This is a genomic window from Sarcina sp. DSM 11001 (assembly GCF_900101015.1).
Lineage (GTDB): Bacteria > Bacillota > Clostridia > Lachnospirales > Lachnospiraceae > CAG-791.
In genome coordinates, this window is sequence record NZ_FNFZ01000020.1 from 16,451 (window position 1) to 39,959 (window position 23,509).

Annotated in this window: 18 protein-coding genes and 1 tRNA gene; 14 read left to right on the forward strand and 5 right to left on the reverse strand. The window is 51.3% G+C overall.

Annotation, left to right across the window (positions count from 1 at the left end; translation table 11 throughout):
- The first annotated feature begins 52 nt into the window (after positions 1-52).
- The 4 genes from BLT02_RS11210 (at position 53) to BLT02_RS11225 (ending at position 4,492) form a co-directional block, all read left to right on the forward strand.
- On the forward strand, positions 53-1,021 hold the full coding sequence (locus BLT02_RS11210; protein ID WP_092995278.1) for a prenyltransferase: 969 nt from the start codon (positions 53-55) through the stop codon (positions 1,019-1,021).
- A 108-nt stretch (positions 1,022-1,129) separates the two neighbouring features.
- Complete coding sequence (locus BLT02_RS11215) at positions 1,130-2,101, forward strand: polyprenyl synthetase family protein (RefSeq protein WP_092995281.1); 972 nt, start codon at positions 1,130-1,132, stop codon at positions 2,099-2,101.
- 45 nt (positions 2,102-2,146) lie between these two features.
- Positions 2,147-3,085, forward strand: a complete 939-nt coding sequence (locus tag BLT02_RS11220; RefSeq protein WP_092995284.1) for a radical SAM protein — start codon at positions 2,147-2,149, stop codon at positions 3,083-3,085.
- A gap of 486 nt (positions 3,086-3,571) precedes the next feature.
- A complete protein-coding gene (locus BLT02_RS11225) occupies positions 3,572-4,492 on the forward strand; it encodes a 2-phosphosulfolactate phosphatase (protein WP_092995287.1) in 921 nt (306 codons plus the stop codon).
- A 92-nt stretch (positions 4,493-4,584) separates the two neighbouring features.
- Here the strand turns inward: BLT02_RS11225 and BLT02_RS11230 are convergent, their stop codons facing one another.
- Positions 4,585-4,824 carry a glutaredoxin family protein gene (locus BLT02_RS11230; protein ID WP_092995414.1) on the reverse strand — a complete coding sequence of 80 codons (240 nt, stop codon included), beginning with the start codon at positions 4,822-4,824 and terminating at the stop codon, positions 4,585-4,587.
- A gap of 427 nt (positions 4,825-5,251) precedes the next feature.
- Here BLT02_RS11230 and BLT02_RS11235 point away from each other — a divergent pair, with 427 nt between their 5' ends.
- Positions 5,252-6,121 (forward strand): hypothetical protein, encoded by an 870-nt coding sequence (locus tag BLT02_RS11235; protein WP_092995290.1) that lies wholly within the window; start codon positions 5,252-5,254, stop codon positions 6,119-6,121.
- A 100-nt stretch (positions 6,122-6,221) separates the two neighbouring features.
- On the opposite strand, the gene BLT02_RS11240 is transcribed toward BLT02_RS11235, so the two are convergent.
- Entirely contained in the window at positions 6,222-7,481 is a 1,260-nt protein-coding gene (locus BLT02_RS11240; protein WP_092995293.1) for a threonine/serine exporter family protein, read from the reverse strand.
- A gap of 611 nt (positions 7,482-8,092) precedes the next feature.
- On the opposite strand from BLT02_RS11240, the gene BLT02_RS11245 reads away from it, so the two are divergent.
- From BLT02_RS11245 to BLT02_RS11265, 5 genes are all read left to right on the forward strand, one after another.
- Complete coding sequence (locus BLT02_RS11245; RefSeq protein WP_092995296.1) at positions 8,093-9,367, forward strand: carboxylesterase family protein; 1,275 nt, start codon at positions 8,093-8,095, stop codon at positions 9,365-9,367.
- A gap of 184 nt (positions 9,368-9,551) precedes the next feature.
- Positions 9,552-10,943: a condensation domain-containing protein gene (locus BLT02_RS11250; RefSeq protein ID WP_092995299.1), complete on the forward strand. Its 1,392-nt coding sequence runs from the start codon at positions 9,552-9,554 to the stop codon at positions 10,941-10,943.
- A 154-nt stretch (positions 10,944-11,097) separates the two neighbouring features.
- Positions 11,098-11,334, forward strand: a complete 237-nt coding sequence (locus tag BLT02_RS11255) for an acyl carrier protein (protein ID WP_092995302.1) — start codon at positions 11,098-11,100, stop codon at positions 11,332-11,334.
- Between the two features lie 168 nt (positions 11,335-11,502).
- Positions 11,503-13,068 (forward strand): AMP-binding protein, encoded by a 1,566-nt coding sequence (locus BLT02_RS11260; protein ID WP_092995305.1) that lies wholly within the window; start codon positions 11,503-11,505, stop codon positions 13,066-13,068.
- A 69-nt stretch (positions 13,069-13,137) separates the two neighbouring features.
- Entirely contained in the window at positions 13,138-14,445 is a 1,308-nt protein-coding gene (locus tag BLT02_RS11265) for a hypothetical protein (protein ID WP_092995308.1), read from the forward strand.
- A 336-nt stretch (positions 14,446-14,781) separates the two neighbouring features.
- Here the strand turns inward: BLT02_RS11265 and BLT02_RS11270 are convergent, their stop codons facing one another.
- Together BLT02_RS11270 and BLT02_RS11275 are read right to left on the reverse strand one after the other, a co-directional pair.
- Positions 14,782-16,731, reverse strand: a complete 1,950-nt coding sequence (locus tag BLT02_RS11270) for a glycogen synthase (RefSeq protein WP_092995311.1) — start codon at positions 16,729-16,731, stop codon at positions 14,782-14,784.
- 516 nt (positions 16,732-17,247) lie between these two features.
- Complete coding sequence (locus BLT02_RS11275; protein WP_092995417.1) at positions 17,248-18,444, reverse strand: L-serine ammonia-lyase; 1,197 nt, start codon at positions 18,442-18,444, stop codon at positions 17,248-17,250.
- On the opposite strand from BLT02_RS11275, the gene BLT02_RS16865 reads away from it, so the two are divergent.
- The 3 genes from BLT02_RS16865 (at position 18,434) to BLT02_RS11290 (ending at position 20,864) form a co-directional block, all read left to right on the forward strand.
- Complete coding sequence (locus BLT02_RS16865; protein ID WP_139187584.1) at positions 18,434-18,745, forward strand: hypothetical protein; 312 nt, start codon at positions 18,434-18,436, stop codon at positions 18,743-18,745. The genes BLT02_RS11275 and BLT02_RS16865 overlap by 11 nt on opposite strands.
- A 528-nt stretch (positions 18,746-19,273) precedes the next feature.
- A tRNA-Glu gene (locus tag BLT02_RS11285) sits at positions 19,274-19,345 on the forward strand.
- A 55-nt stretch (positions 19,346-19,400) separates the two neighbouring features.
- Entirely contained in the window at positions 19,401-20,864 is a 1,464-nt protein-coding gene (locus tag BLT02_RS11290; protein WP_092995316.1) for a DUF2828 family protein, read from the forward strand.
- Between the two features lie 114 nt (positions 20,865-20,978).
- On the opposite strand, the gene BLT02_RS11295 is transcribed toward BLT02_RS11290, so the two are convergent.
- A complete protein-coding gene (locus BLT02_RS11295) occupies positions 20,979-22,319 on the reverse strand; it encodes a DNA polymerase Y family protein (protein WP_139187586.1) in 1,341 nt (446 codons plus the stop codon).
- Between the two features lie 446 nt (positions 22,320-22,765).
- On the opposite strand from BLT02_RS11295, the gene BLT02_RS11300 reads away from it, so the two are divergent.
- Positions 22,766-23,476 carry a Uma2 family endonuclease gene (locus tag BLT02_RS11300; protein ID WP_139187588.1) on the forward strand — a complete coding sequence of 237 codons (711 nt, stop codon included), beginning with the start codon at positions 22,766-22,768 and terminating at the stop codon, positions 23,474-23,476.
- Positions 23,477-23,509: the final 33 nt, after the last annotated feature.

Here is a 23,509-nt window from a genome sequence, read left to right on the forward strand (position 1 = left end):
AGATTTCCTTATAGTGCCGCATGAGCGGCATCCGCAGGCGGAGGTTTTGCCTATGAAAGTGATGAGCGAGCAGCCTTTCCGGCGGATTACATGGAAAGTATTTGTCGATATGATCACACCGGGAGCAGTCCTGCTCTCAGCCTTCAATCCGGCACTCCTCGGAGTGATCTTTTCCCTGCAGCAGGATGGAAGTGTGCGTCCCCTCTTGACGTTCTTCCTCCTGCTGATTCCAATTGCGGCAAACTGTTCTGTGAATCTGCTCAATGATTATTATGATTATATCGGCGGCAACGATACGGCGGACAATATTGTGACGGAAGCAGAGGGCCCCCTGGTCTTTCATCAGGTAGAGGATCCCAGACCTGCCCTGTATTACGGGCTGGCTTTTTTTGCCGCGGCCTGCCTGATGGGGATTTATGTCGTGCGGGAGTGCGGGCCTGCCCCTGCCGTGATCGGTGTCTTCGGTGCCCTGATCACGGTCACATACTCCGGAAGGTGGATCTCCACTTCCCACATGCCGATTGGAGAGATCCTGTCCGGCTTCACAATGGGGGGCCTGATCCCGGCGGCGGTCTACATATCCCTGACCGGACGGACGGGAGATATTCCTGTTATACTTGTCAGATCCCTTCCTATGATGCTTGTGGTGTCCCAGTTCATGCTGGAAAACAACACATGTGATATGGAGAGGGACTATAAGGCAGGACGGCGGACACTGCCTATGTTTATAGGCCGTGAACGCGCGCAGAAGCTCGCGAATATCCTCAGCGTTATCTGGCTGATCTCGCTGGTCCTGAATATAGCTTTATTTTTTCCTTATGGACTGCCTGTTCTGGCAGCAGCCCTCTATATAAGCCGGAAAAGCACTGCAGCCACATTCCGCGAGGAGAGGACCCGGGACAACAAACTGCCCGCGACAGGCGCCCTGGCAGCAATGGCCTTCTGGATCTCGGAGGGATATCTCGCTTCCTCTGCAGCACATCTTGTGGTCTACCGTATATTGTCCATGATCGCGAAATAAGCGGATCCCGGAGAACTGTACAAAAATAATTTTACTTTGCAGTCTGGATCCTGAGTATACAGGAAGTACGCAGGCAGACAGCAGCATATTTTTCAGCAGGGAGAGCAGATGAACGAATTCGAAAAAAAAGAATTACGGCAGGATATGGAACTTATGGAAAAATATCTGTCGTACTATCTGCGGGAACCGGAATACGGGAGCACAGCCGGGAAGATCCTCCGGGATATGAAAATGTCCCGGGGCAAGCGGCTCCGGCCTCGTCTGCTTCTGATGGCCAGCCGGTATGGGGAGAATTATCAGACGGTGAGGAAACGCCTCTGCAGGCTGGGAGCCCTCGTGGAATTGATCCACATGGCTTCTCTTGTCCATGATGATATCGTGGACGATGCCCCGCTGCGGAGGGGCCTGCCGACGACTCAGGCCAGGTACGGCAAGGATATGGCTGTCTATGCGGGAGATCTGATTCTGAGCCGCATTGTGCAGAGCCTGTTCCGAGACGGATTTATGAAGCTCGGTGCCTGTTTCGGAGACACTGTTGAGGCCATGTGCCTGGGGGAACTCGGACAGATGCAGTGCCGCGGCCGCGAAGACGTCACAGTGAGCCAGTACATGCGCAATATTTATGGAAAGACCGCAGCCCTGTGCAGACTGGCCTGTATTGCGGGCGCGGTCGAGAGCGGATGCGGCGAAGAGGTGGTCAGGCAGCTTGAAGAGCTGGGTGTCAATTTCGGATACATGTTCCAGATCCGGGATGACCTGCTGGACTTTGTTTCGAACACCGTAAAAGAGGGAAAGCCTACTCAGGCGGATTTCCGCGAGGGAATCTATACACTTCCGGTGATTTATGCCCTGCAGGATCAAAAGATCCGGCCGGGGATCATCCGTCTCATCCACATGGCAAAAGAAGAATGTTTCGGAAGCCGGGAGGAAGAGGAACTCAAAGCCCTTGTCATCGAAGGGGGCGGGATCAGACGAGCGTCTGAGGACATGGAGAGCTGTGCGAAGAGAGCCATGCAGGCGATCGAGAACCTTCCGGACCACGGTGTCAGCAAAGTCTTCCGCGAACTGCTGGTTCTATAGGGCAGCGCCTGTTCAGGAATAAAAGATAGACGAGGAAGGATCAAGATGAATGCTATAAAGCAAAAAGCAGCTTGTACGGCCGAAACAGTCCGGAAGACAGCATATCTTCCGTGGTGGTTTTTTCGCAGCCGCGTTCTGAATCAGAAACGGCCGCTCCAGACAGTGCTCTTCGTTACGGATTACTGTAATCTCAAATGCAGACACTGCATGGACGAGGGCCATCAGGGTTCCAGGATGAAGCCCTACGGGAAAATCCGGGAGGAACTGGAGTATTCCTATCGGCAGGGATCCCGCTTCATCGATTTCGAGGGAGGCGAGCCGACCCTTTGGCGTGATACCGAGGGCAGGAACCTGAACGACCTCTACCGCCTGGCCAGAGAAGTGGGGTTCTGGTCCTGTACCCTGACGACAAACGGACAGCAGTCCTTCTCCGATACGCTGGCGGATTCTGTCTGGGTGAGTGTCGACGGTTATGGCAAAGACCACGACCGCATCCGCGGAAAAGGCACGTTCGCGAAACTGGACAGGAATATTCGTGAAAGCGGCCATCCCGCCCTCAGCATTGCCATGGCTGTAAATAAGCTCAACAAAGGCTCGGTCGGCCGGCTGATCCGATATGCGGACGAAAATCCTGCCATCCGCCAGATTGCCTTCAACTTTCACGCACCTTTCCCGGGCACGGAATCCCTGATGATGGACTGGGAGGAAAGGAACCGTGTGATCGACAAGATCATCGCCTGGAAAAAGCGCGGATATCCCGTCATGAACTCTGTCTCCGGATTGAAGATCATGAAAAAACGGGGTTTTCCCAAGGACTGCTGGATCGCCAATTACATCCTGATCGATGGAAGAAAGCTGCCCAACTGCCCCGGAAGCCTCATGGGTGCCTGCGATGACTGCGGTTTTTCCATGGCCGGCGAGATGTACAGCGTTCTGCGGATGAAACCCGATACGATTCTGGCGGGCCTGCAGCTGAGAATGTGACAGCCGGGCCTGCAGATGTTGACGGAATCCTGCAATAGTGAGTTGAAGGTGCTGCCCTGGCAGCACCTTTTTTGATTCCTTCAGACCTGACCTGTAATCGTCGGAAGATCTGTTGTAACAAGTAGAAAAGATATTGTAACCGTCGGAAGACCGTTACTGTCCACGCCCCCTCGAAGGGCGTGGACATGTAACGCTTGCGCACGGCGATTCCAATACGCTTCGCGTACGCCGTGCGCCGTTGAACTCGGGTTTTTCGCGAAAAAGCCGCGAAAAACGCCTCGAGGTTCGAGCCGGTCTGTACTGTAACGGAAGACCTATTGGAACAGGCAGGGGATAATTAAGATGCTATACTGCGTTGTCGAAGAGTGCTATAATCGGTCTGTCAGTTCTGCCGGAATTCATTGGGAGAGGGGTTGAAGGCAGAAAAATACAGCATAAGAATATAACAGAAGGATATAGTTTATTTGATCAGGAGACCAGTTTGATATGAAAATTCGAATTTTGAAAACGATTGAAGAAGCAGGGAAAGCGGAAGGGCTTGTTGTCATGATCGATGTGTTCCGGGCTTTTTCTCTGGAATGCTATCTGTTCGCAGCGGGAGCGCGTCGTATTTATCCAGTGAAAGATCTGGAAGAAGCCCGTGCCGCAGCGGCTGCGCATGAGGACTGTATTTTGATCGGAGAAGAAGGGGATGCAAGGGCAGAGGGATGTATGTACGGAGATTCGCCCTGGCAGACCGGCACCGGAGAAGTGGCCGGTAAACGCTATGACGGAAAACCCGACATCTTTACAGAGGATAATACTCTCGACGGGCTTGCAGTCGGGCCGGAAGGCCCTTTTTTCCCTCGTAAGCACAAGGGCTTTGACGGCACACCCGGGTGTGCTGTAGTGCCCGGCCTGTTTGAGGGAAAAGACATCATTCACCTGACCGGTACCGGTTCATCAGGGATCCTGGCAGCTGAGGCGGCCGGAGCAGACGAGATCATTGCCGCAGGTCTCGTCAATGCGGAAGCTGTTGCGAAGTATATTCTTACCAGAAATCCGCGATCTCTTTCACTGGTCGCTGCGGGAAAGGGCGGGCTGGAAAATGCCAAAGAAGACACCCTCTGTGCGAAATATATCGAATCACTTTTGACAGGCGGGGTAATCGTGGGTGATGACGCACTGCCCAGAATTTTCCGCACAAAGATTTTTACATCCGATCAGATCCAGCTGATCGCGGATGCCCTGTTGACAGACGGCGGAGAAGAGTTCTTCAACCCGGATCCGGAGTGGCAGGAGGTCTACCCCCGTGAAGACTTCTTCCTGTGCACCGCCTGTGACCTTTTTGATTTTGCCATCCGTATCGATCGGGATGAGAAAGGCATCCTGTTCGCAGAGCCGGTTTCTGTGTCCAATCTGTCTTAACAGGCCTGGCAGTGGCCGGCCGTGGGACTGACCGGTCTCTGTGTCCGATCTGTCTTAACAGGCCTGGCAGCGGCATGGTATATGACTGGTTTTTACTGCTGTGGATTTTTGCGAAGCCATTTGACGATATCCTGGCTCTCATACAGCGGGCTGCCGTCGATAAAGAGGCAGGGGACCTGTCTTTTTCCTCCGACCTCAACCAGTCTCTTTTGGTTTTCCGCGCTCAGGTCGATGTTGCAGATCTCGACATCTGTCCTTCCCTGTTTTTCAATCTCTTTCTGCACCAGGTGGCAGTAGGGGCAGGTGGTTCCCACAAAAAGTTCGAGCTTCATCTGATTTCCTCCTTGCAAGTGCTTTTTTACTGCCGGTGCGCCGCGCCGCTGTCCGGCGGCGGACCCGGCATGTCTCATTTTTCGCTTACTTTTTCGGTCGGGTATTTTTGACCTCTTCCCATTGTATAGCAGATCACAGGAGAATGGAGGATCAGATGTTGTTAAAATTATATAAAATATTACAGTTAAATTAATTGCTTATTTCGGGAATGCTGGCTGCGGAGCTCCTTGTGAGCAGGCCGATGAAGACACCTCAGCTTCCCCATGGACCCGTTTCCCATGTCTGACCTGAAGACCTTGGTTAAAAGGAGGATCCATGATAAAATACTGGAGATTACTGCTTCTGCAATGATATGTAAAAACGCCGTGAATACACGCAGGACGTTCTGGCAGCATGCCTGCGCGATGTCTCGTGGAGGAAAGTTAGATGAAACGGAAAAAGATTCTGATCCTGATCGCATGTGTGTTTGTTCTGGTATTCGGCCTGTCGATCTATGCATTCAAAATAGCGAACAGTAGGGATACGGAGCAGGCAAAACCGGACACTTCCATAACCGCCGATCCTTCGGAGAAAACACCGGAGGCGTCCGGTGAAAGTGGACAGACAGGGGAACAGAAAAACCAGGCTGAAACACCAGTTTCCCCGGATCCGGGGACAGATACGGAGGAGCCGGAGAGTGAGAACCCGGCATTAACGCCGGAGAGCGGTGAGGGGGAAGATCCGTCTGTCAGCAATCAGGAAAAATTGCCGGAAGCATCCGATGAGAAAGAACAGATAACGGAAAAGGAAACACAGGAAGATGAGCCGGAGGCCCGGGAGCAGGGCACAGACACGGAGCAGCCGGAGACCGACGAGGGGGATGACCCGTCTGCCGGTATTCAGGAGATACCGCCAGCGGCGTCTGATGATGAAGAGCAGACAACAGAACAGGGAACCCGGGAAGAAACACCGGATGCAGCGGACTGGGACGCTGACACGGACCTGCTGGAGGATGAGATTCCGGCATTGCCGCCTGAAGGCGATGAGGATGATGATTATTCATCTGTCGGCAATCAGGAGAACGAAGGACAGGCACCTGCCTCTTCCGGCAGCCAGGAGAACAAGGCACCGTCATCTGCAGGCACTTCCTCGCAGGAAAAGAGGACAGGAAACAGTACAGATCCGGCAGTTTCCACACCTTCAACTGCGCAGGATCCCGCTGCGTCAGAAACGCCTGCCCCGTCGTTTGAACCGCCGAAGGAGGACAGACAGGGACAAACTGAAGAAAATGAGACAAGCATGATGACAGATTTCTGAACTTTTTAAACAACCCGAAAGGATGCGCAAGAATACGCCCGAAAGGATGCGCGAGGATACGGTGCGGAAGATTCCGGGGACATCTTTGATGAGCTTCTGTTCATTTTTTTGTCAGACGGGAAAAGAAGCTGTCCGGAATCTGCTGGACGCTGGAGATGGCCAGAGCGATCGCGAAAGCTGTGAAAAAGCAGCTGCGCATACTTATCAATGCGTCGGATGTAGAACCGGTGATCATCAGGTAAATACTCCAGAAGAGAGTCAGTCCCGGAAGCAGGGGAAAGATACTGACGGAGAGGAAAATGGTCCTTGGACATTTACGTCTGACAGCCAGAAAGCGGGAGGACATTGCGGCGACAAGGGCGGATATGAAAACTGCCAGAGCTGAATCATGAAACACCATGTTCATGAGCATACAAAGCAGCCAGGAGGTTATTCCCATTAATCCCTGGTCCCGATAATATCGTTTGGGGGAGTGGAAGAGAAAGGCAAAAGTTGCCGTTCCAATCCCTGCCGCCATAGCCCGGACCAGTGTGACTGCCGGAGATGAAATGACATCAGGGAAAAAATCGGTCATTTTATCTGCAAAAGGAAGCAGTCCTGTCCCTATGACGGCACCGACAGCCATGGAAAAACAGGTCAGAATTGCTGACAGAAGGAGAGTCATACCCGTGGAATAGTTGTTTTCACTGAATTCTCTGATTGAATTTGTGTATAGCATGCCGGGCACAAGATAAATAAATCCACACAGAGTAATAAGACCTATGTGGCTGCCCAGTCCCAGCAGACACAGGATGTTGGCTGAGACCGTAATGACTATGCTGCTGATGATTGTCTGCAGGACGGATGAACGGATATGATTTCCAATCAGAAAAGATACCAGTCCCATGAGCAGGGCGGAGAGTGCAGCGGCAAGAGCGTCCTGCCATTCGATTCCCAGCGCAATGGAGAAAAAACCTGTTGAAAGGAAATAAGCCAGAAGAAGTTTCCAAAGAGGTTCGACGGTTTCTTTTCGGATCTCCTGCAGGCGGGATGAGAGCCATTCAATGCTTAACCTGCCCTTTTGCGCATCAAGTTCCCGGGAAAGCGTATTGACAGCTTCAATCCTGCCCAGATGTATTGAAGAGTCCGGAGTACCGATGATCTTTGATTCCTGTATGCCCTCACGATTGGTCCCGGAGACAAAGATGCCGCGGTTGATCACATAAGCACTGAAATGCTCTATTTGAAGTGCATCTGCCATATGGGCCATTGTGTCATTGATCCGATAGATTTCCGCACCGCTTTCCATCAGGATCCTTCCTGCTTCCACAACGGTTTCCATCTCATCGACTTCGTGAGCGCCTTCTTTTATGTCTGCCATGATTTTTTATATATTCTCCATAGTATAATCAGTCCGATCAGACTGACTGCAGTCTGATCAGGTGGGCTTCCGGTTATTATCCTGTTTTGAACAGGGCTTTTACCGTCTTTCCAGACAGTCAATTGTTAAATGCCTATTATCTAAATAGCAATATCTAAACACTATCACACTGGTTGACAATTGAAAAGACAGAACGACAAGTGTGGTTATCTTTGTGGAAATGTTCGGAATCTGCAGTTTTTGTTCTCTGCGGCAGTGATCCGGGTTTTAGGGGGAAATACAGGCAGATGCGGGAAGAACGAAAACCTTCAGCAATTTTTTCGCTGATTAAAGGAAAATACAGGCAGGTACGGGAAGAACCGTATCTTTTTTGAAGTGGAATAGAAATGGAATACGAAGTGAAAAAATGGAATACGAAGTAAAATATGAAGTGAAATATGAAGTAAAAAAAGCGGAAAAAAAAGAAGTGGGAAAAAATAGTATAGTGCACACCCCGTTTCTATGTTAGAATAACCGTAGAAGTTCTGCATCAGCGGGCCCGGAACAGGGTTCAAAAGCCCTGTTCTTTTTTTAGGTTTTTAAGTAGTTATTATTTAAGGAGTTATTTTATTTTGATACCGATTACAGATCTCAAATTTCTCATTAACGCTTCAACAGACAGCCAGATCACTTTTGATCCTGCTGTTAAAACATATAATGTGTCAGTCCCCACGGACTGTTTCGGAGCTCTCCTGAAGCTGGAGTTCGCGCCGGAATTTTACATCAGCATTCGTTCCGACCGTGATGCCGGCCGTTTCGGATTTGAAACTCTTGAGCCTGACATGGGCGATTATATCGCCGGATCCGAGATTCCCTACTATGAATATTACGGCGGTTATATAATCCGCCTTGACAAGCGGGAGTCCTGCTTTGCGAATGATCTCGACGCGACTGTAACCATTGACGCGGGGAGTACAGAACACGGGACGGACCGCTATGAGATCCATATCCACAGAGATTCAGGAAAAGGCCTCAGAGATCTTTTCCGGGATGAGGACTACTTCGATGAAGAGTTCGGAATCTCAATGCCCTACAAGCTCTATGTTCCCACAAAATATGACCGAAGAAAAAAATATCCGATGGTCATATGCCTCCACGGAACCGGAGAAGTTCAGGAGCCGATCGACTCCGTGCTGATGAAGACGCAGATGGCGACGGCTTTCGCAAAGGATTCCGAAGCCGGCCGCAACGAGTGCTTTGTCCTGGTTCCCAAATGCAATATCCGCTATGACGAGGATGACAACTGGACGACCCTGAACCAGTTCGTCAGACAGAGAACAGATTCTCCTTTCTGGCCGATGCCGCACCTTACGGTTGCCTGGCGGCTGATCGGGAAACTCGAAAAAGAATATAAGATCGATGACAGACGGCTCTATCTCACGGGGATCTCTTCCGGCGCCTTCGGCGCCTACGTGCTCGCGATGGATCATCCGGATGCTTTCGCAGCGCTGGTCCCTGTCTGCGGAGCAGCCAATCCCGCCCGGATCGAAGCCCTGAAGCACACACCGATGTGGATCTTCCACTCCGCAGATGATCCGGTGATCGTTCCCGAATTCACACTGGATCCCACGCTGGCCGCTCTGGACGGCGCCGGCATCAGCTATCGTCTGACCCGTTATCCCGAGAAGCAGATATTCTGGCAGTCGGCACACTTCTGCTGGGAGAAAGTCTACAAAGACGAGGAACTGAAGGACTGGATGTTTTCACAGCGGATCGGCGGATTTAAGCAGGTGAAAAAGAAAATAGGGATCTCTTCCGGCAGAAAAAAGAAGGGGCATGCCATCAATGACGAGGTGCGCGATATTGCCGCTCGGGCGATCGCTGCCGCGGAAATCGAAGCACTCTGACGCCGGCGGGACGTTTTCCGGATGCGTTCCATCAGTATGCGCGCCGGCACCGGATGGAATCTTTCCGGATGTGTTTCATCTGTAAGCGCGCCGGCACCGGAAGGAATCTTGTGAATGGAAGTTAGGAACTGTTCCTGAGGACAGGTCTGGAAGTCCGATAAAATAAACAATTAGGAGGAATACCATGGATAAAAAACTTTATCCCCTGGACGTAGGTCAGATGCTGCAGTATCTGCCTATTCGGGAAACCGGCACCCAGCGCTGCTGCAACATCAGTATTTTTTCCGGTCTGCAGACAGAGATCGATTTTGATCTGCTCAAGAGATGCATACAGGACGAATTCAGACGTTACGAGTGCCTTCGTCTCCGGTTCACTGCCCCGGATGAGAACGGTTTTGTACAGCAGTACATTGCGGAACGGGATGACCGGGACGTCCCCTTTATGGATCTCTCCAACCTCACCATGAAGGAAGCGGACGCCTTTTTACAGGAAAAGACGTATGAGGAGTTTAACGCGCCGGAGATCCCTATGGTGGAAATCACCATGGTCCGGATGCCGGAAGGCTACAACGGCATGTACATCCACATTGACCACCGCCTCGTAGATTCCTCCGGCCTCATCGTGATGGTCAATGACATTATGGAGCTCTACTGCCATTATCGCTTCGGCTCCGAGTATCCAAAGCCCCTTGCCTCCTTCGAAGAAGTTCTGATCAGTGACCTGAAAAAGGCGAAAAACGAAAAGCGCCGGGCCAAAGACGAGAAATTCTGGCATGATTACCTGACGGAGAACGGGGAACCTATCTATTCCGATATCAAGGGTTCCCGCATCCTGCAGGAGTCCCGGAAAAAGCACGGGAACAAATCCCTCCGCGCGGCGGATGTGGAGACAGTGGACCGGTCTGTGGGTGTGGCGGACTTCCACCTGGAGCCCGAAGCCACTCAGAAACTGATGGACTTCTGCATGATGCACGGCGTGTCCATGACCAACCTGATCCTCCTCACCATGAGGACCTACCTTTCCAAGGCAAACGGCGGCCAGGAGGACATCACCCTCCGGAATTTCGTCTCACGCCGCTCTACACAGGCGGAGTGGACCTGCGGCGGCAGCCGTGTGCTGTCCTTCCCGCTGCGCACCATCATCAGCCCGGATACGGAATTCCTGGATGCCCTGTATGAGATCCAGAACGTCCAGAATAAGATCTATCTCCACTGCAACTACGACCCGGTGGCGGTGGATAAGATGCTGAAGGAGCTCTATGGCGCGCCGGATAACACGGAGTATATCTCCATGTCCCTGACCTATCAGCCCATGCCTGTCCGGATGCAGAATGAGCATCTGGCAGGGATCAATACGCGTTCCGTCTGGTATCCCAACGGCGCTGCCACGAAGAGGATCTACCTGACCGTCACCCACAGCTCGAATGACGGCGGTCTCATCTTTGATTATCATTATCAGAAAGCCGTTCTGTCCTATGATGACATTCAGAGGCTGTATTATTACATGATGAAGATGATGTTCCGCGGTGTGGATGAACCGGATGTCACGATCGGCGAACTGATCAGTACCGTGTAAGAACTTTTCAGTACCATTTAATAAAGATAAATATATAGTAATATACAATAAGAAAAACATAACAATAATGACACAATAAAAGGGACACAATAAAAAGAAGCACATTTAAAGCGGCACAATAAAAAGCAGCACAATAAAGAATGGAGGATTCATCATGGATCACAAGCAGGAATTTCTGGAAATTGTGGCAAAGTACTGTGATAAGGAACCGTCGGAGATTACAGAGGATATGCGCTTCCGCGAGGACCTCGGTTTTAATTCCCTGAGCTTCATGACCTATCTGGGCGATTTGGAGGATACCTTTGACGTAGAGCTGGATGAGGAGGAAGCCATCCGTATTACGACGATCGGTGAAGCTCTGGATTATATGAACACGCTTTTTGATGAATAAATCGGTTAAGAAGAGACAGCATAATCAAAAGCTTTTTTAAAAGCATATATTTAAAAGCATATTTTCAACAGCATATTTCCATAGGGAGCCAGTCAGACTGGCGTCCGCAGCCAGATGGATAATGGAGACGGTTAAAATCGCCTTTAACGGACATAGGAGGAAAAAAGTATGGATGATGGACATATCATTGCAGGTCTGCTGGAAAATACTGTAGCGAAATATCCCGACTATCCGGCAGTTCGGTGGATCGTGAAGAAACAGATCCCCGAGAAGTCCTATCGGGAGCTGAACGAAGACAGGAACAAGATCGCAGGAGCCCTTCTGAAGAACGGTTTTGAAGGAAAACAGGTGGCGATGATCGGTACCAGTTCTTATGAGTGGATCGCCTCCTATCTGGGAATCGTCGGCACAAAGATCACGGCTGTGCCTCTTGATCCCATGCTCCCGCCTATGGAACTCTGTGATCTGATCAACCGCTCGGATTCCGAGGCTCTCTTCATCGCTCCGAAACTGGCATCGATGATCGACATTGTCAAAGAAAACTGTCCGGCAGTGCGTCTGTTTGTGGTCCTTGACGGGAAACCGTCCCCGGAGGACCCCTCCATTGTCTCCTTCGCGGAATTCATCTCCGGAGAAGACGGAGCAGCGGTTCCGGAGGACAAACGCCCGCTGTCCGATGATGTCTGCACCATCATCTTTACCTCCGGCACGACCGGAAAGAGCAAGGGCGTCATGTTGACCCAGCGGAATCTCTATGATGACGTGACGAACGTGGTCGTCACCTTTGACCCCGGGACGACGATGCTCTCCGTGCTGCCCATCCACCACGCCTACTGCCTGGTCATGGACTGGCTTAAGGGCTTCTCCCTGGGAGCGACCCTCTATATCAATGACTCCCTGCTTCACATGGTCAGGAACATCGGCATCGTGAAGCCCCAGGTCCTTCTGATGGTGCCGCTCATGATCGAGACCATCGGCAAGAGGCTTGGTGCCATTAAGTCCGACCTGCCCAAACCCGAGATTGGAAAGCAGCTGATGGGAGAAAATCTTGAATACATTTTCTCCGGCGGCGCTCATCTGGATCCCGCCTATATTCATCTGTTCGAGGAGTACGGGATCAAGGTCTGTGAAGGATACGGGATGAGTGAATGCTCCCCTACGATCAGTACCAACGGACAGACCGGCAACAGGCCCGGCTCCGTCGGAAGAGTCCTCGCCAATATGCAGGTCCGCTTTGTCGACGGCGAGATCCAGGTCAAAGGCTCCAATGTCATGAAGGGCTATTACAAGATGCCCAAAGAGACCGAAGAAGCCTTCTCCGATGGCTGGCTCCGCACCGGCGACCTCGGAAGCATGGATGAAGACGGCTACCTCTACATCACCGGCCGCCTGAAAAACCTCATCATCCTCAGTAACGGAGAAAATGTCTCCCCTGAGGAGGTCGAGAATACTTTGCTGACCCACGACCTGGTCGGGGAAGTCGTCATCAGCGGCGAGGAAAACGGACTTGCGGCCCGGATCTATCCGGACCCTGACGTTGTGGAAGCCAAAGGACTTTCTCCTGAAGACGTCGCGGCGCAGCTGCAGAAGATCCTGGACGACTACAACAGGACCCAGCCCCTCTACCGCGCCATCACCACCCTGAAAGTGCGCAAGTTCCCGTTTGTCAAAAATGCCACCAAAAAGATCGTCCGCGCCAAGATGGATGTGGACGAGGCTCCCGAAGAAGCATAAACGAGACAGCCGTAAAAACATAATAAGTGAAGAAAACTGTGTGATTTTTGACAGCACAGGAAAATTGACATGAAGATCAGATCTATACCTTTTTCAGATGAACTCTTTTACTGGCTCCGTATCGGGAAACAGCCTACTGTGGTGGAGGTCCAGTGTACCCTCGCCAAAAGAGTGGTTCCGCGGGCATTAAAGGCTGCTTTGGGAGACGCTCTGCGGGTCCATACCAATTTCCGGATCCGCCCGGTCATTGTCCGGGGCATGTTCCAGGCGGCGGTCTGTGACGTGAAGAATCCCCCCCTGTTCAAGGAGGACGGCCGCGTGAGGCATATGGGTACGGCTGAGACAAAGGGGCTGATGCTCTATGCCACCTATAGTGAGAAAATGATCACGCTGCATTTTTTCCACGGACTTTCGGATTTTCGCGGATTTTGCGCATTCCTGAACACCATATTAAAGTTTTATTTCCACAAACTGGGCAAGACAGAGATAGAGCTGCCTGAGCCTGACAGCAGAGATGCAATTCCGTGTTTTGAAAACATTATTGAAGCGGGAGCGCCCGGAGAGCCGCTCGGAATGTTTGATCCCAAAGAACATGACATTTTCCATATTCCGGAAGAAAACTTCGGGAAAAAGACAACCATGCAGCACATCTGTGAAATAGATGTTCCTCTGGACCCGCTGCTTGCCCTTTCAAGGGGAAACGAAAGCTCTGTCGTACCGACGATCCAGGCTTTCATGGGACGCGCGATCCGCAAAACCTATGAAGTCGGGGAGAAGATCATTGTCGGCTATACCCCGGTTGACCTGCGCCCGATCTTTCATTTCGAAAACAGCGGGAACTCGTCATCCAATTTCCCCATTCCTTATACGGAAAAGATGGACCGCTATGATCTGAATGAGCGGTCGATGTACCTGCGAAGCATTCTGGATATCCAGAGCCAGCCGGAAAACCTTTACGTGAAAGTAAAATATGCCAGGGATGCCATCATGGCAGTTGCTCAGAAGCACCTGCCGATCGGGATCAGAACGCGCATGATCACGAACGGCGGCCGGAAGATAGACAGGGAGATCTATACATACGGCATTTCATATGCCGGAAAGGTCCGTTTCGGGGATGAGATCGACCCGTATGTTGCGTCCGTGACGGCCTGCGCCGGCAGCTATTCCTACCCCTTATGGATAGTGGCCTGTGAAACCGGCGGGATATTAAGGATGGTGCTCACACAGGCCTATGAGAGCGATACACTGGCCAGAAACATCTGCCGGGAGATAGCTGATCAGATTCCGGGAACAAGCTTTATTGACTGGGGACACCATTACTTTGATGAGTTTTACCTGAAGGATATCCGCCGTCTCCGAAGGAGATTCTGGAGATAAGCGTCTGGAGATAAGCGGCGAGGGAAGCGATTAGAAACAGCCTGTTCAGTTTTTGAAATTCCAAACTGAACAGGCTGTTTTTTATGACACAGCCCGTGCAATGTATTTTTTCGCCTTACAGCGAACACGGGCCGGTCGGGGGTAGAGGGCGGCATGGCAGCCTCTACCCTATTACTCAGTAATTCTGTGCGCAGGAGTCCTGCTTGCAGAGATTCTGTAAGCAGAGGGTCTATGTGTAGAAATTTTGTGCACAGGAGCCCTGCTTGCGGAGATCCTGTAAGCAGAGGGTCTATGCGTGGAAATTCTGTGCACAGGCGGTTGTCTTCGCTGTGAAAATTACTGGGTCATCTCCACATAGAGAGCTCGGTACTGTTTCGCGGAGTTCTCCCAGGAGACATCCTTGGCCATGTCGCGCTGTACCATTTCATCCCAGCAGTAGCGGTTGGTAAAGTACAGTGTCTTTGCCCTGTTGATCGCGTCCAGAAGGAGTCCCGCTTCATATCTGTCAAAAGTGAATCCGTTGCCTTCGTTTGTAAACTCATTGTAGGGTTCGACCGTATCCTTGAGTCCGCCGGTCTCGCGGACGATCGGAACGGTTCCATAGTGCATGGCGATCAGCTGTGTGAGTCCGCAGGGCTCAAACTGAGAAGGCACCAGGAGGGCGTCCGCGCCTGCATAGATCTTGTGGGACCTGCCCTCATCGTACATGATATTGGAGCAGACACTGCCCTTATAGGCGTTTTCATAATAGCGGAAGGCATCTTCGTACACGGCATCGCCGGTTCCCAGAATAACGAGCTGTGTATTGCCGTCCATGATATCCGGGATAATGGCGTTGATCAGGTCGAGGCCCTTCTGATTGGTCAGACGGGAGATCAGGCCGATCACAAACTTGCCTTCGTCCTTCTCAAGGCCCAGCTCCTCCTGGAGCGCAAGCTTGTCTGCTTTCTTTTTATCGAGAACATTGGAAAGATCATAGGGCACTGCCAGCATGGAGTCTGTGGCGGGATCCCACATGCCGTAGTCAATACCGTTGATGATGCCGCGGAGCTTGCTGGAATGATAGCGCAGATGCGCATCCAGGTTTTCTCCGTAGAAGGGTGTCTGGATCTCATCTGCATAGGTGCCGCTCACGGTCGTGATCATGTTGGCATAGGTGAGACCGCCCTTGAACATATTGGCATCATTGTAGCCCTGCTTGAGCGCGTCCTTGTTGAAAACATAATCCGGGAGACCAGACCAGTACTTGATCATACGCATATCATAGAGACCCTGGAAGCGAAGGTTGTGGATCGTGATCATGACCTTCGACCTTGCGACGGGCGATTCGTCAAACAGGGTGCGCAGATAGACCGGCACCAGACCTGCCTGCCAGTCGTGGCAGTGGATGACATCCGGGATCCAGTTCATATAGTTGAGCGCCGCCAGCGCAGCCTTACCGAAATAGCAGAACTTCGGAATGTCGTCGATCAGGTTGGTGTAGGGATTTCCCGAGCTGAAAAATTCCTCATTGTCGATAAAGTCATACACGACGCCGTCCCAGACATATTCCATGATGCCGACATAATAGCTCTTTCCGTCCGCGCACAGATCCATATCAAAAGCGCCTACGTAGACCATCTTGTCCTGATATTCCTGAGGAATGCATTTATACCTGGGCAGAATAACCTTGACGTCGCAGTTCTGCCCGATCAGCGCCTTGGGAAGCGCATACATGACATCTCCCAGACCGCCTGTCTTGACAAACGGATAGCACTCCGAGCCGATGAAAGCGATGCTCCTCCTGGGCTGGGGAAGTTCGGGAGCAGGAGCTTCTTCGACCACTTCGACGGGGGTCTCGACGGGAGCTTCGGCAGGTGCTTCTGCGGGAGCCTCAACAGGCGCCTCAGCGGGAGCTGCAGCAACAGCTTCTGCAGGAACTGCTGCTTCCACGGGAGCCTCAACGGGCGCCTGAGCGGCAGCTTCGACAGCTGCCTCCACGGGAGCTGCTGCTTCCGGGTCTTCTGCTTTTTTCCTGCGCGTTGTGGTCTTCTTAGCCGTAGTTTTAGCCGTAGTCTTCTTAGTCGTGGTCTTCTTGTCTGTGGTCTTAGTGGCAGCTGTCTTTCTTGTCCGGGTCGTCTTCTTCGGTTCCTCTGCAGCTGCCGTTTCAGTTTCAGCTTTTTTTCTGCGGCCGCGTTTCGGCTTTTCAACAGGAGCTTCTGCAGCTGTCTCAGCAGCTGTTTCAGCGGTTACTTCTGCTGCATTCTCGACCGAAACAATTTCCTCTTCCTTTTTCTTTCTGGGCATAATGTTCCATTCCTTTCTGATTTGTCTGTGGTTTGTAAGTTTATGCTTTTGTTTCTTTAGTTCTATAGTAAGCGATTCATTTGGTGATTAAGTCAGTGATTATATTCGTGGTGTTATTTTGTGATTATATTTAGAGATTATATGCAAAATGACAATGACTATGGGTATCATCATGAAATGGCCAGTGATTACTGGAATATAAGTCAATATATACTGCAATTGCAAATAGAATTGCTGTCGATAAAACCATTATAAAAAAACTGAAAGAAAAAGAAAAGTGCGAAAAAGAAAAGTCTTTTGAAGCCCGTTGATCAGCAGGAAAAAGTATTTTCTTTTCATGAACTGCTGTTGGTTCTTTTGCAAACAGTAGTATGTTGCGGTTATCTTTCCCGAAATTAGTGATTCCTGAAAAAAAGTCACTAACAGATGCGGAAGAGTCCTGCTATTTTGACAGAATGCTTTTTTGAGCAGCCTTTTCTTATAAACTGTTTTTACGTGTAATCTGTTTTTACGTGCTTATTTTCCCCGGTAGATCACGGCGAGTCCTCCGTGTGAGGTCTCTCTGTATTTTTCGTCCATATCGAGGCCGGTGCGGTACATCGTCGCGATGACATCGTCAAAGGAGATTTTCCGTGTGGTGTACAGGAACCGTGAAAGATTGACGGCACTGATCGCACGCATGGCGGCGACGGCGTTTCGCTCGATGCAGGGGATCTGCACCAGACCGCCCACCGGGTCGCAGGTGAGTCCCAGGTTGTGTTCCATTGCGATCTCGGCAGCGTATTCGATCTGGTCTATATTCAGTTTGAAGAGGGCGGCAACCGCGGCAGCTGTCATGCAGCAGGCGCTCCCGATCTCAGCCTGACATCCGCATTCGGCACCGGAGATGCTGGCGTTGGTGCGGATCACGTTTCCGACAAGCCCGGCGACAGCCATGGCGTCAAGAATCTCTTCCTCAGGAAATCCGCGGTCCATATTCATGTAATATAAAACAGACGGGAGAACACCGCAGCTTCCGCAGGTCGGCGCAGTGACCACGATGTTCTCATCGGCATTTTCTTCACTGACTGCATAGGCATAGGCAGCGATCACACGGTTCATGGTAACATCCGCGCTCTCGTTGTAGCAGCGCTTCTCATACAGGAGCCTGGCTTTTCGCGCGACATTCAGACCGCCGGGGAGGACACCGTCCGCGCACAGACCTCGTTCTACAGACGCCTTCATTGCTTTCCAGATCATACTCAGATATTCACGGAGAGAAGAATTCTCCTGCTTATAGATGAAGTCGACAAGCGACAGATTCTCCTCTCGGCAGACCTGCAGGATCTCCGAGAAATTCTGCTGCGGATAGATCTCGTTATCCTCTTCGGACACCTCATTTTCAATACGGATCGACCCGCCCCCGATACTGAAGACCCGGGTATTGCCCAGAAGCTGCCCGTCCCGGAATGCCTCGAAACGCATCGTATTGGGGTGGGGCAGATTCCGCTCTTCCCGATTAAACAGGATCTCCGCGGACGGAAGGGCGGATTTGATCGCCTTGCCTGTGCCGTGCCCCTCACCCGTAAATGCAAGAGAACCGTAAAGCGTGACGCGGAAAGCATCCGCGTCGGGATAGCGCCGGGACATGATCTGGGCCGCGCGGTAAGGACCTACTGTATGGGAACTGGATGGACCATGGCCGATCTTGTAGATACTTTTTATGCTTTTCATGCTCATTCCGACTCCTCCGGGCATCGCTGCTCCTGCTGCCTGTTATTCTTCCTGCAATTCTTCTTGTAATAGAAATATTTATGGAGATGACACTATTTATTATAGCATGAATCATGTGAATCGTGGTCCCGGAATGAGGATATTACCAGGGGACATATTGCCGGGGGTAGATATTGACTTTGAAAATGAAACTATTGCTTACATTGAGATCAAACCTGGGAATTATATGTTTAATGTGATGGTGGAAGAAAAAGCGACAGGAACCATTACTGCATCCAATAAGCCTCTTTCTGACAACTGATCCGAAGATATGAATGAGTGGCAGCCCTTGTTTTTGACTGTAATCTGCTGCGAAAAAAGTGAAGCGATATTTAGAATATGTAAGGCCGGGCTTACCTGTTTGGAAGCCTGGCTTTTTTTCTTCCTGGAACAAATACTTTACCGAGTATCAATTATCTCCTGAAATCTTTATATCTAATTGTTATATCGGCAGGGAACACTTGTACTTTCAGATTATTTAATGCCTCTGCCGTATCTGCTTATATTTTCCTATAAAAACCGATTCATTCATGAGGGAGCACTAAAATGTAGAGCACTAAAAAATGTGAAAAAACCAAATATTAGAATCCGTGATTATATTGTCTTTGTGATTTCGTTCGCAACTTTTTTTCCGGGAAGAGGTATCGGAGATATGTTACATTACAATTGCCGAAAGGCAAAAGGCACGTACAGCAATGATTTTGCAAATACTCTCTCACAGTGTTTTGGAGCAGGTTCGACTCCTGCGTAAGCGAGGAATGCTTCCGGCAGAACAACGTGCCTTGTCCATGGCTCCTTGGTCTAATGGCAGTGACTTCAGGTTCTCAGCCTGAAAATGCGAGTTCGAATCTCGCAGGAGTCATTCGGGGGGTCAAGAGTGTACCCGGATAAATAAACGGAAAGGAGGAGAGAATATTATGCTGAATTTTCTGAAGGCCATGAAAAAGACAGCAAATGTGACAGTAACGGAGAATGGCGCAGTGACGCCCCGCAGCACCGGTTCTGACTGTCTGAATCTGTTCGCGACCATCGGTGCCCTGCGTACCCGCAGCAGTGCGGAGATCGAGAATCGTTTTCTGCGGGCCTTTGCCGAGGATCCGGATGTGGCTATGAAGATTCTCTTCTATGCCCGTGATATCCGGGGCGGCCTGGGTGAGCGTGCCGTGTTCCGTACGCTGATCCGCTGGCTGGCTGAGAACGAGATGCCGTCTCTGGTACGAAATCTGCCCTATATAGCGGAGTACGGCCGTTGGGATGACAACCTTGTCCTGCTGGACACTCCGGCCCGCAGTGCCGCAAAGGCTGTTCTTTATCGTCAGTTTCAGGCGGACATGCAGGCGTTGGAGAGCGGTAAGCAGGTTTCCCTGCTTGGCAAGTGGCTGCCGTCTGTGAACGCTTCCAATGCGGAGACAGTCCGCATGGCAAAGCAGCTTGCCCGCGCCTTCGGCATGAACGAGGCGCAGTACCGCAAGGCCTTGTCCGCGCTCCGGGCGCAGATCCTCATTATTGAGAACAACCTGCGCGAGCGTGATTACAGCTTTGACTATGCTAAGCAGCCGTCGAAGGCGATGTTCAAGTACCGCCGCGCCTTTATGCGCAACGACCAGGTACGTTACCAGGTGTTTATGACGCAGGTAAAGGACGGCAGTGCAGTGCTCCATACCGGCACGCTGATGCCTTATGAGATCGTTGCTTCCGCCTATGATGCCGGCGAGAATGAGCGCGAGGCCCTGAATGTGACCTGGAACGCGCTGGAGGACTTTACAAACAACGAGAACGCGCTTGTCGTGGCGGACGGCTCCGGTTCCATGTATTGGTGTGGCAGCCCGAAGCCGGCGGCAGTGGCCCAGTCTCTCGCGATTTATTTCGCGGAGCGGAACCAGGGCGCCTTCCGCAACCACTTTATTACTTTTTCCATGACCCCGCAGCTTGTGGAGATCAGGGGCCGGGATATCGTGGAGAAGGTTCGTTACTGCCGTTCCTTCAATGAGTGCGCCAACACTAACCTGCAGTCGGTGTTCGAGCTGATCCTGCACACTGCGGTGGAGAACCGCGTGCCGCAAAAGCAGCTTCCCTCCACACTGTACATTGTATCTGACATGGAGTTTGACTCATGTGCTCACGGTGCGTCCGTCAGCAACTTTGAGTACGCAAAGAACCTGTACAGAAAGTTTGGCTACAAGCTGCCGAGGGTCGTGTTCTGGAATGTCCAGTCCCGCAGCCAGCAGCAGCCCGTGAAGATGAACGAGCAGGGCGTGGCGCTGGTCTCCGGCTGTACGGCAAGGATCTTCTCCCAGGTTATGAGCGGCGAGATGGATCCGTATGCCAACATGATGAATGTTATCGGCAGTGACCGGTATGAGGTGATCAAGGCCGGCTGATACACCGCTTTGATTCTTTCGTCCCAATAACCTGTACTGATTAATTTGGCCCCCGCAGTTCCGAAAATGGAGCCGCGGGGGCTTTCCCTGCCATCCGCAGCAATGTTTCGGAATTCAGTTCTTATCGGCTTCAGAACTGTGCCCTGCCATGCCCTTGCCCAGTGTACCTTCTCCATAACGCTGGTTGATCTTTTTCAGCATGGAATCCAGACGGGACTGTTTTTCCAGTTGCTTTTCGCTTTCCTTTTCTTTTTCTTCTTTCTCCAGGTTTTGAGCAGCCCAGTCGAAGAGATTCATCTGCTGCATCTTTTTTTCAGAAAGCTTTGAGACGCCCACGCCGATGAGGCGGACTGAGATCCCTTTTGCAAAGAGACCGTCCGGGTCTGTGAGAAGGGCTTTCGCCAGATACAGGGCTTCTCTTTCAATTTCGTCTGCGCTGTCAGTAGGTTCCTCCAGGGAGGTCTGTCGGGAATATCTCTGAAAAGCGGTGCTTTTGACCTGAAAAGTGACTGTCTGCCCGGAGACTCCGGCTTTCTGCATCCGGGACGCCACTTTGCGCGCGAGACTGCTGACCACGGGGAGGCCGTCTGTCTCAAAGTTGTCGCTTCCGATATCCTCGGAGAGAGTCCTCTCGTTGGAGATGCTCTTGGCTTTGTCTCTCTGAGGTGTTACCGGAGAAGTACTGATCCCGTTGGCGCTGCGCAGGATATAGGCGCCGGCCTTTTCGCCGAGCAGGGACTGTAGCATCTGAATATCGGCGGCAGCGGCATCCCCGATCGTGGAGATTCCCACGAGGCGGAGCTTCCGGGCGGTGGAGTGACCGCAGCCATAGAGGGATTCGATGGGAAGCGGCCACATTTTTTCAGAAATTTCATCGGGATACAGTGTGTGCGTGCGGTCTGGTTTCTGGAAGTCGCTGGCCATTTTTGCGAGGAGTTTATTGCTGGATATGCCGACGTTTACGGTGAATCCCAGCCTGCCGGAGACCTCCTGCCGGATGTGCTGAGCCAGCGCTTCCGCAGCATTCCTGTCCCCGGGGGGCAGGAGGTCTGTGACGTCGAGCCAGGCCTCATCGATCGAGACCTGCTGAAGGACCGGTGTGACTTCCGAGAGGATCTCCATCAGACGGCGGGAATACTCCCGGTAGGTGGTAAAATCCGGCGGGACGAGGATCAGGTGGGGGCACTTCTGCAGGGCTTTTACTACCGGCTCTCCGGTGCTGATCCCGTACTTTTTTGCCGGAATGGATTTGGCTGTAATGATCCCATGGCGCGTTCTGACATCGCCTCCGACCGCGGAGGGAACCGTGCGCAGATCCACGCTTCCCGGCGAAAGACGCAGCTGTTTCAGAGCGGACCAGGACAGATAAGCGGAATTGACATCCACATGGAATATCGTGCGCTGTGCGGCTTTTGTGTTTTTGGTGGAGGAGAGATCGCTCACGAGATCGTTCATGGGGCAGATACCTTTAAGATAGTTGTCAAAATCGCCGGCAGCAAAACAAAAATCAGTTGAAAAATATGCTGAAAAAATATGTTGAAAAACATTTTTGAAAAACAAAGTGAAAGACTGCCTGATGACAGTATACCACGACGCCGCGGAAGCAGTAGATTTAATCTGATCCCTACGGGATTTTTGGACGTCGCACAGGGACACCAGAGTCGTTAAGCACAGTCATGATGAAAGCGTTTGTAATGCCTTGTAATGTCTGGGTAACGCTTGTGCAGCTAACACTTTTGCAGCGAGGTGTGATGTCAAAATACGTTGACTAAAAAAACATTCAACGGTATAATGCTTTTATATAGGTTCTATGTGATACAGGACATACAAAGACGTATTCAGGGACGGGAGATACGGGAGAATTTAGATTGGACAGAACGGACAAAAAAGGCGGAAAAACAATGGAAAAGGAAGGTGGAGAATACCCTGAGAACAGGAGAGAAACCAGATATACGGATGTTCCGGATTCTGTTCGTCAGGAGGGGTTGGTGCAGGATTCAGCGGCTTCAGAAGCGTGGCATTCCGACCGGAAGAAAAAAAGAGGGCAGGGGGAATACACGATAAAGGATTATTTGGCGCTGCCGGAGGGTGAGCGCTGGGAATTAATTGACGGACGTCTGATCCGGATGGAATCTCCAACCACAGTACATCAGTTTATCTGTGCGAAACTTTTGACGGTTCTGAATTCCTGCATAGATGAGCATGAGCTTCCCTGCCTTGCCCTTGCTGCTCCGACGGATGTACAGCTGGACATGGATGACAGAACGATTGTGGTGCCTGATCTGATCGTTCTTTGTGATCTGAAGAAGCTCAGAAAAAAACTGGTTTACGGGGCTCCGGATATGGTGGTGGAGATTCTTTCCCCTTCCACACAGTCCAGAGATATGCTCTGGAAAAATCAAAAGTACCAGTTTGCCGGAGTCAGGGAGTACTGGATCGTAAATCCTGATGAGAAAAAAATAATCGTCAATCTGTATACAGAACCGAAAGGGGCATTTGTGTCCCGAATCTACGATTTCGAAGAAAAGATTCCCGTCGCGATCAGTGAAGGGAAATGTGAAATCGATTTTTCAGAGATTAAAAGGAAGATGGAGAAGCTGTACGGAAATTGATCCGCGGTTTTTTTAATCAGATTGTTTCAGACA

Coding starts and splice junctions, on each gene's coding strand:
- BLT02_RS11230 (WP_092995414.1), bottom strand. CDS start 4,824: ATGAAGCTCGAACTTTTTGTGGGAACCACCTGCCCCTACTGCCACCTG.
- BLT02_RS11270 (WP_092995311.1), bottom strand. CDS start 16,731: ATGCCCAGAAAGAAAAAGGAAGAGGAAATTGTTTCGGTCGAGAATGCA.
- BLT02_RS11260 (WP_092995305.1), top strand. CDS start 11,503: ATGGATGATGGACATATCATTGCAGGTCTGCTGGAAAATACTGTAGCG.
- BLT02_RS11240 (WP_092995293.1), bottom strand. CDS start 7,481: ATGGCAGACATAAAAGAAGGCGCTCACGAAGTCGATGAGATGGAAACC.
- BLT02_RS11225 (WP_092995287.1), top strand. CDS start 3,572: ATGAAAATTCGAATTTTGAAAACGATTGAAGAAGCAGGGAAAGCGGAA.
- BLT02_RS11265 (WP_092995308.1), top strand. CDS start 13,138: ATGAAGATCAGATCTATACCTTTTTCAGATGAACTCTTTTACTGGCTC.
- BLT02_RS11250 (WP_092995299.1), top strand. CDS start 9,552: ATGGATAAAAAACTTTATCCCCTGGACGTAGGTCAGATGCTGCAGTAT.
- BLT02_RS11235 (WP_092995290.1), top strand. CDS start 5,252: ATGAAACGGAAAAAGATTCTGATCCTGATCGCATGTGTGTTTGTTCTG.
- BLT02_RS11295 (WP_139187586.1), bottom strand. CDS start 22,319: ATGAACGATCTCGTGAGCGATCTCTCCTCCACCAAAAACACAAAAGCC.
- BLT02_RS11275 (WP_092995417.1), bottom strand. CDS start 18,444: ATGAAAAGCATAAAAAGTATCTACAAGATCGGCCATGGTCCATCCAGT.
- BLT02_RS11215 (WP_092995281.1), top strand. CDS start 1,130: ATGAACGAATTCGAAAAAAAAGAATTACGGCAGGATATGGAACTTATG.
- BLT02_RS11220 (WP_092995284.1), top strand. CDS start 2,147: ATGAATGCTATAAAGCAAAAAGCAGCTTGTACGGCCGAAACAGTCCGG.
- BLT02_RS16865 (WP_139187584.1), top strand. CDS start 18,434: ATGCTTTTCATGCTCATTCCGACTCCTCCGGGCATCGCTGCTCCTGCT.
- BLT02_RS11255 (WP_092995302.1), top strand. CDS start 11,098: ATGGATCACAAGCAGGAATTTCTGGAAATTGTGGCAAAGTACTGTGAT.
- BLT02_RS11300 (WP_139187588.1), top strand. CDS start 22,766: ATGGAAAAGGAAGGTGGAGAATACCCTGAGAACAGGAGAGAAACCAGA.
- BLT02_RS11290 (WP_092995316.1), top strand. CDS start 19,401: ATGCTGAATTTTCTGAAGGCCATGAAAAAGACAGCAAATGTGACAGTA.
- BLT02_RS11210 (WP_092995278.1), top strand. CDS start 53: ATGAAAGTGATGAGCGAGCAGCCTTTCCGGCGGATTACATGGAAAGTA.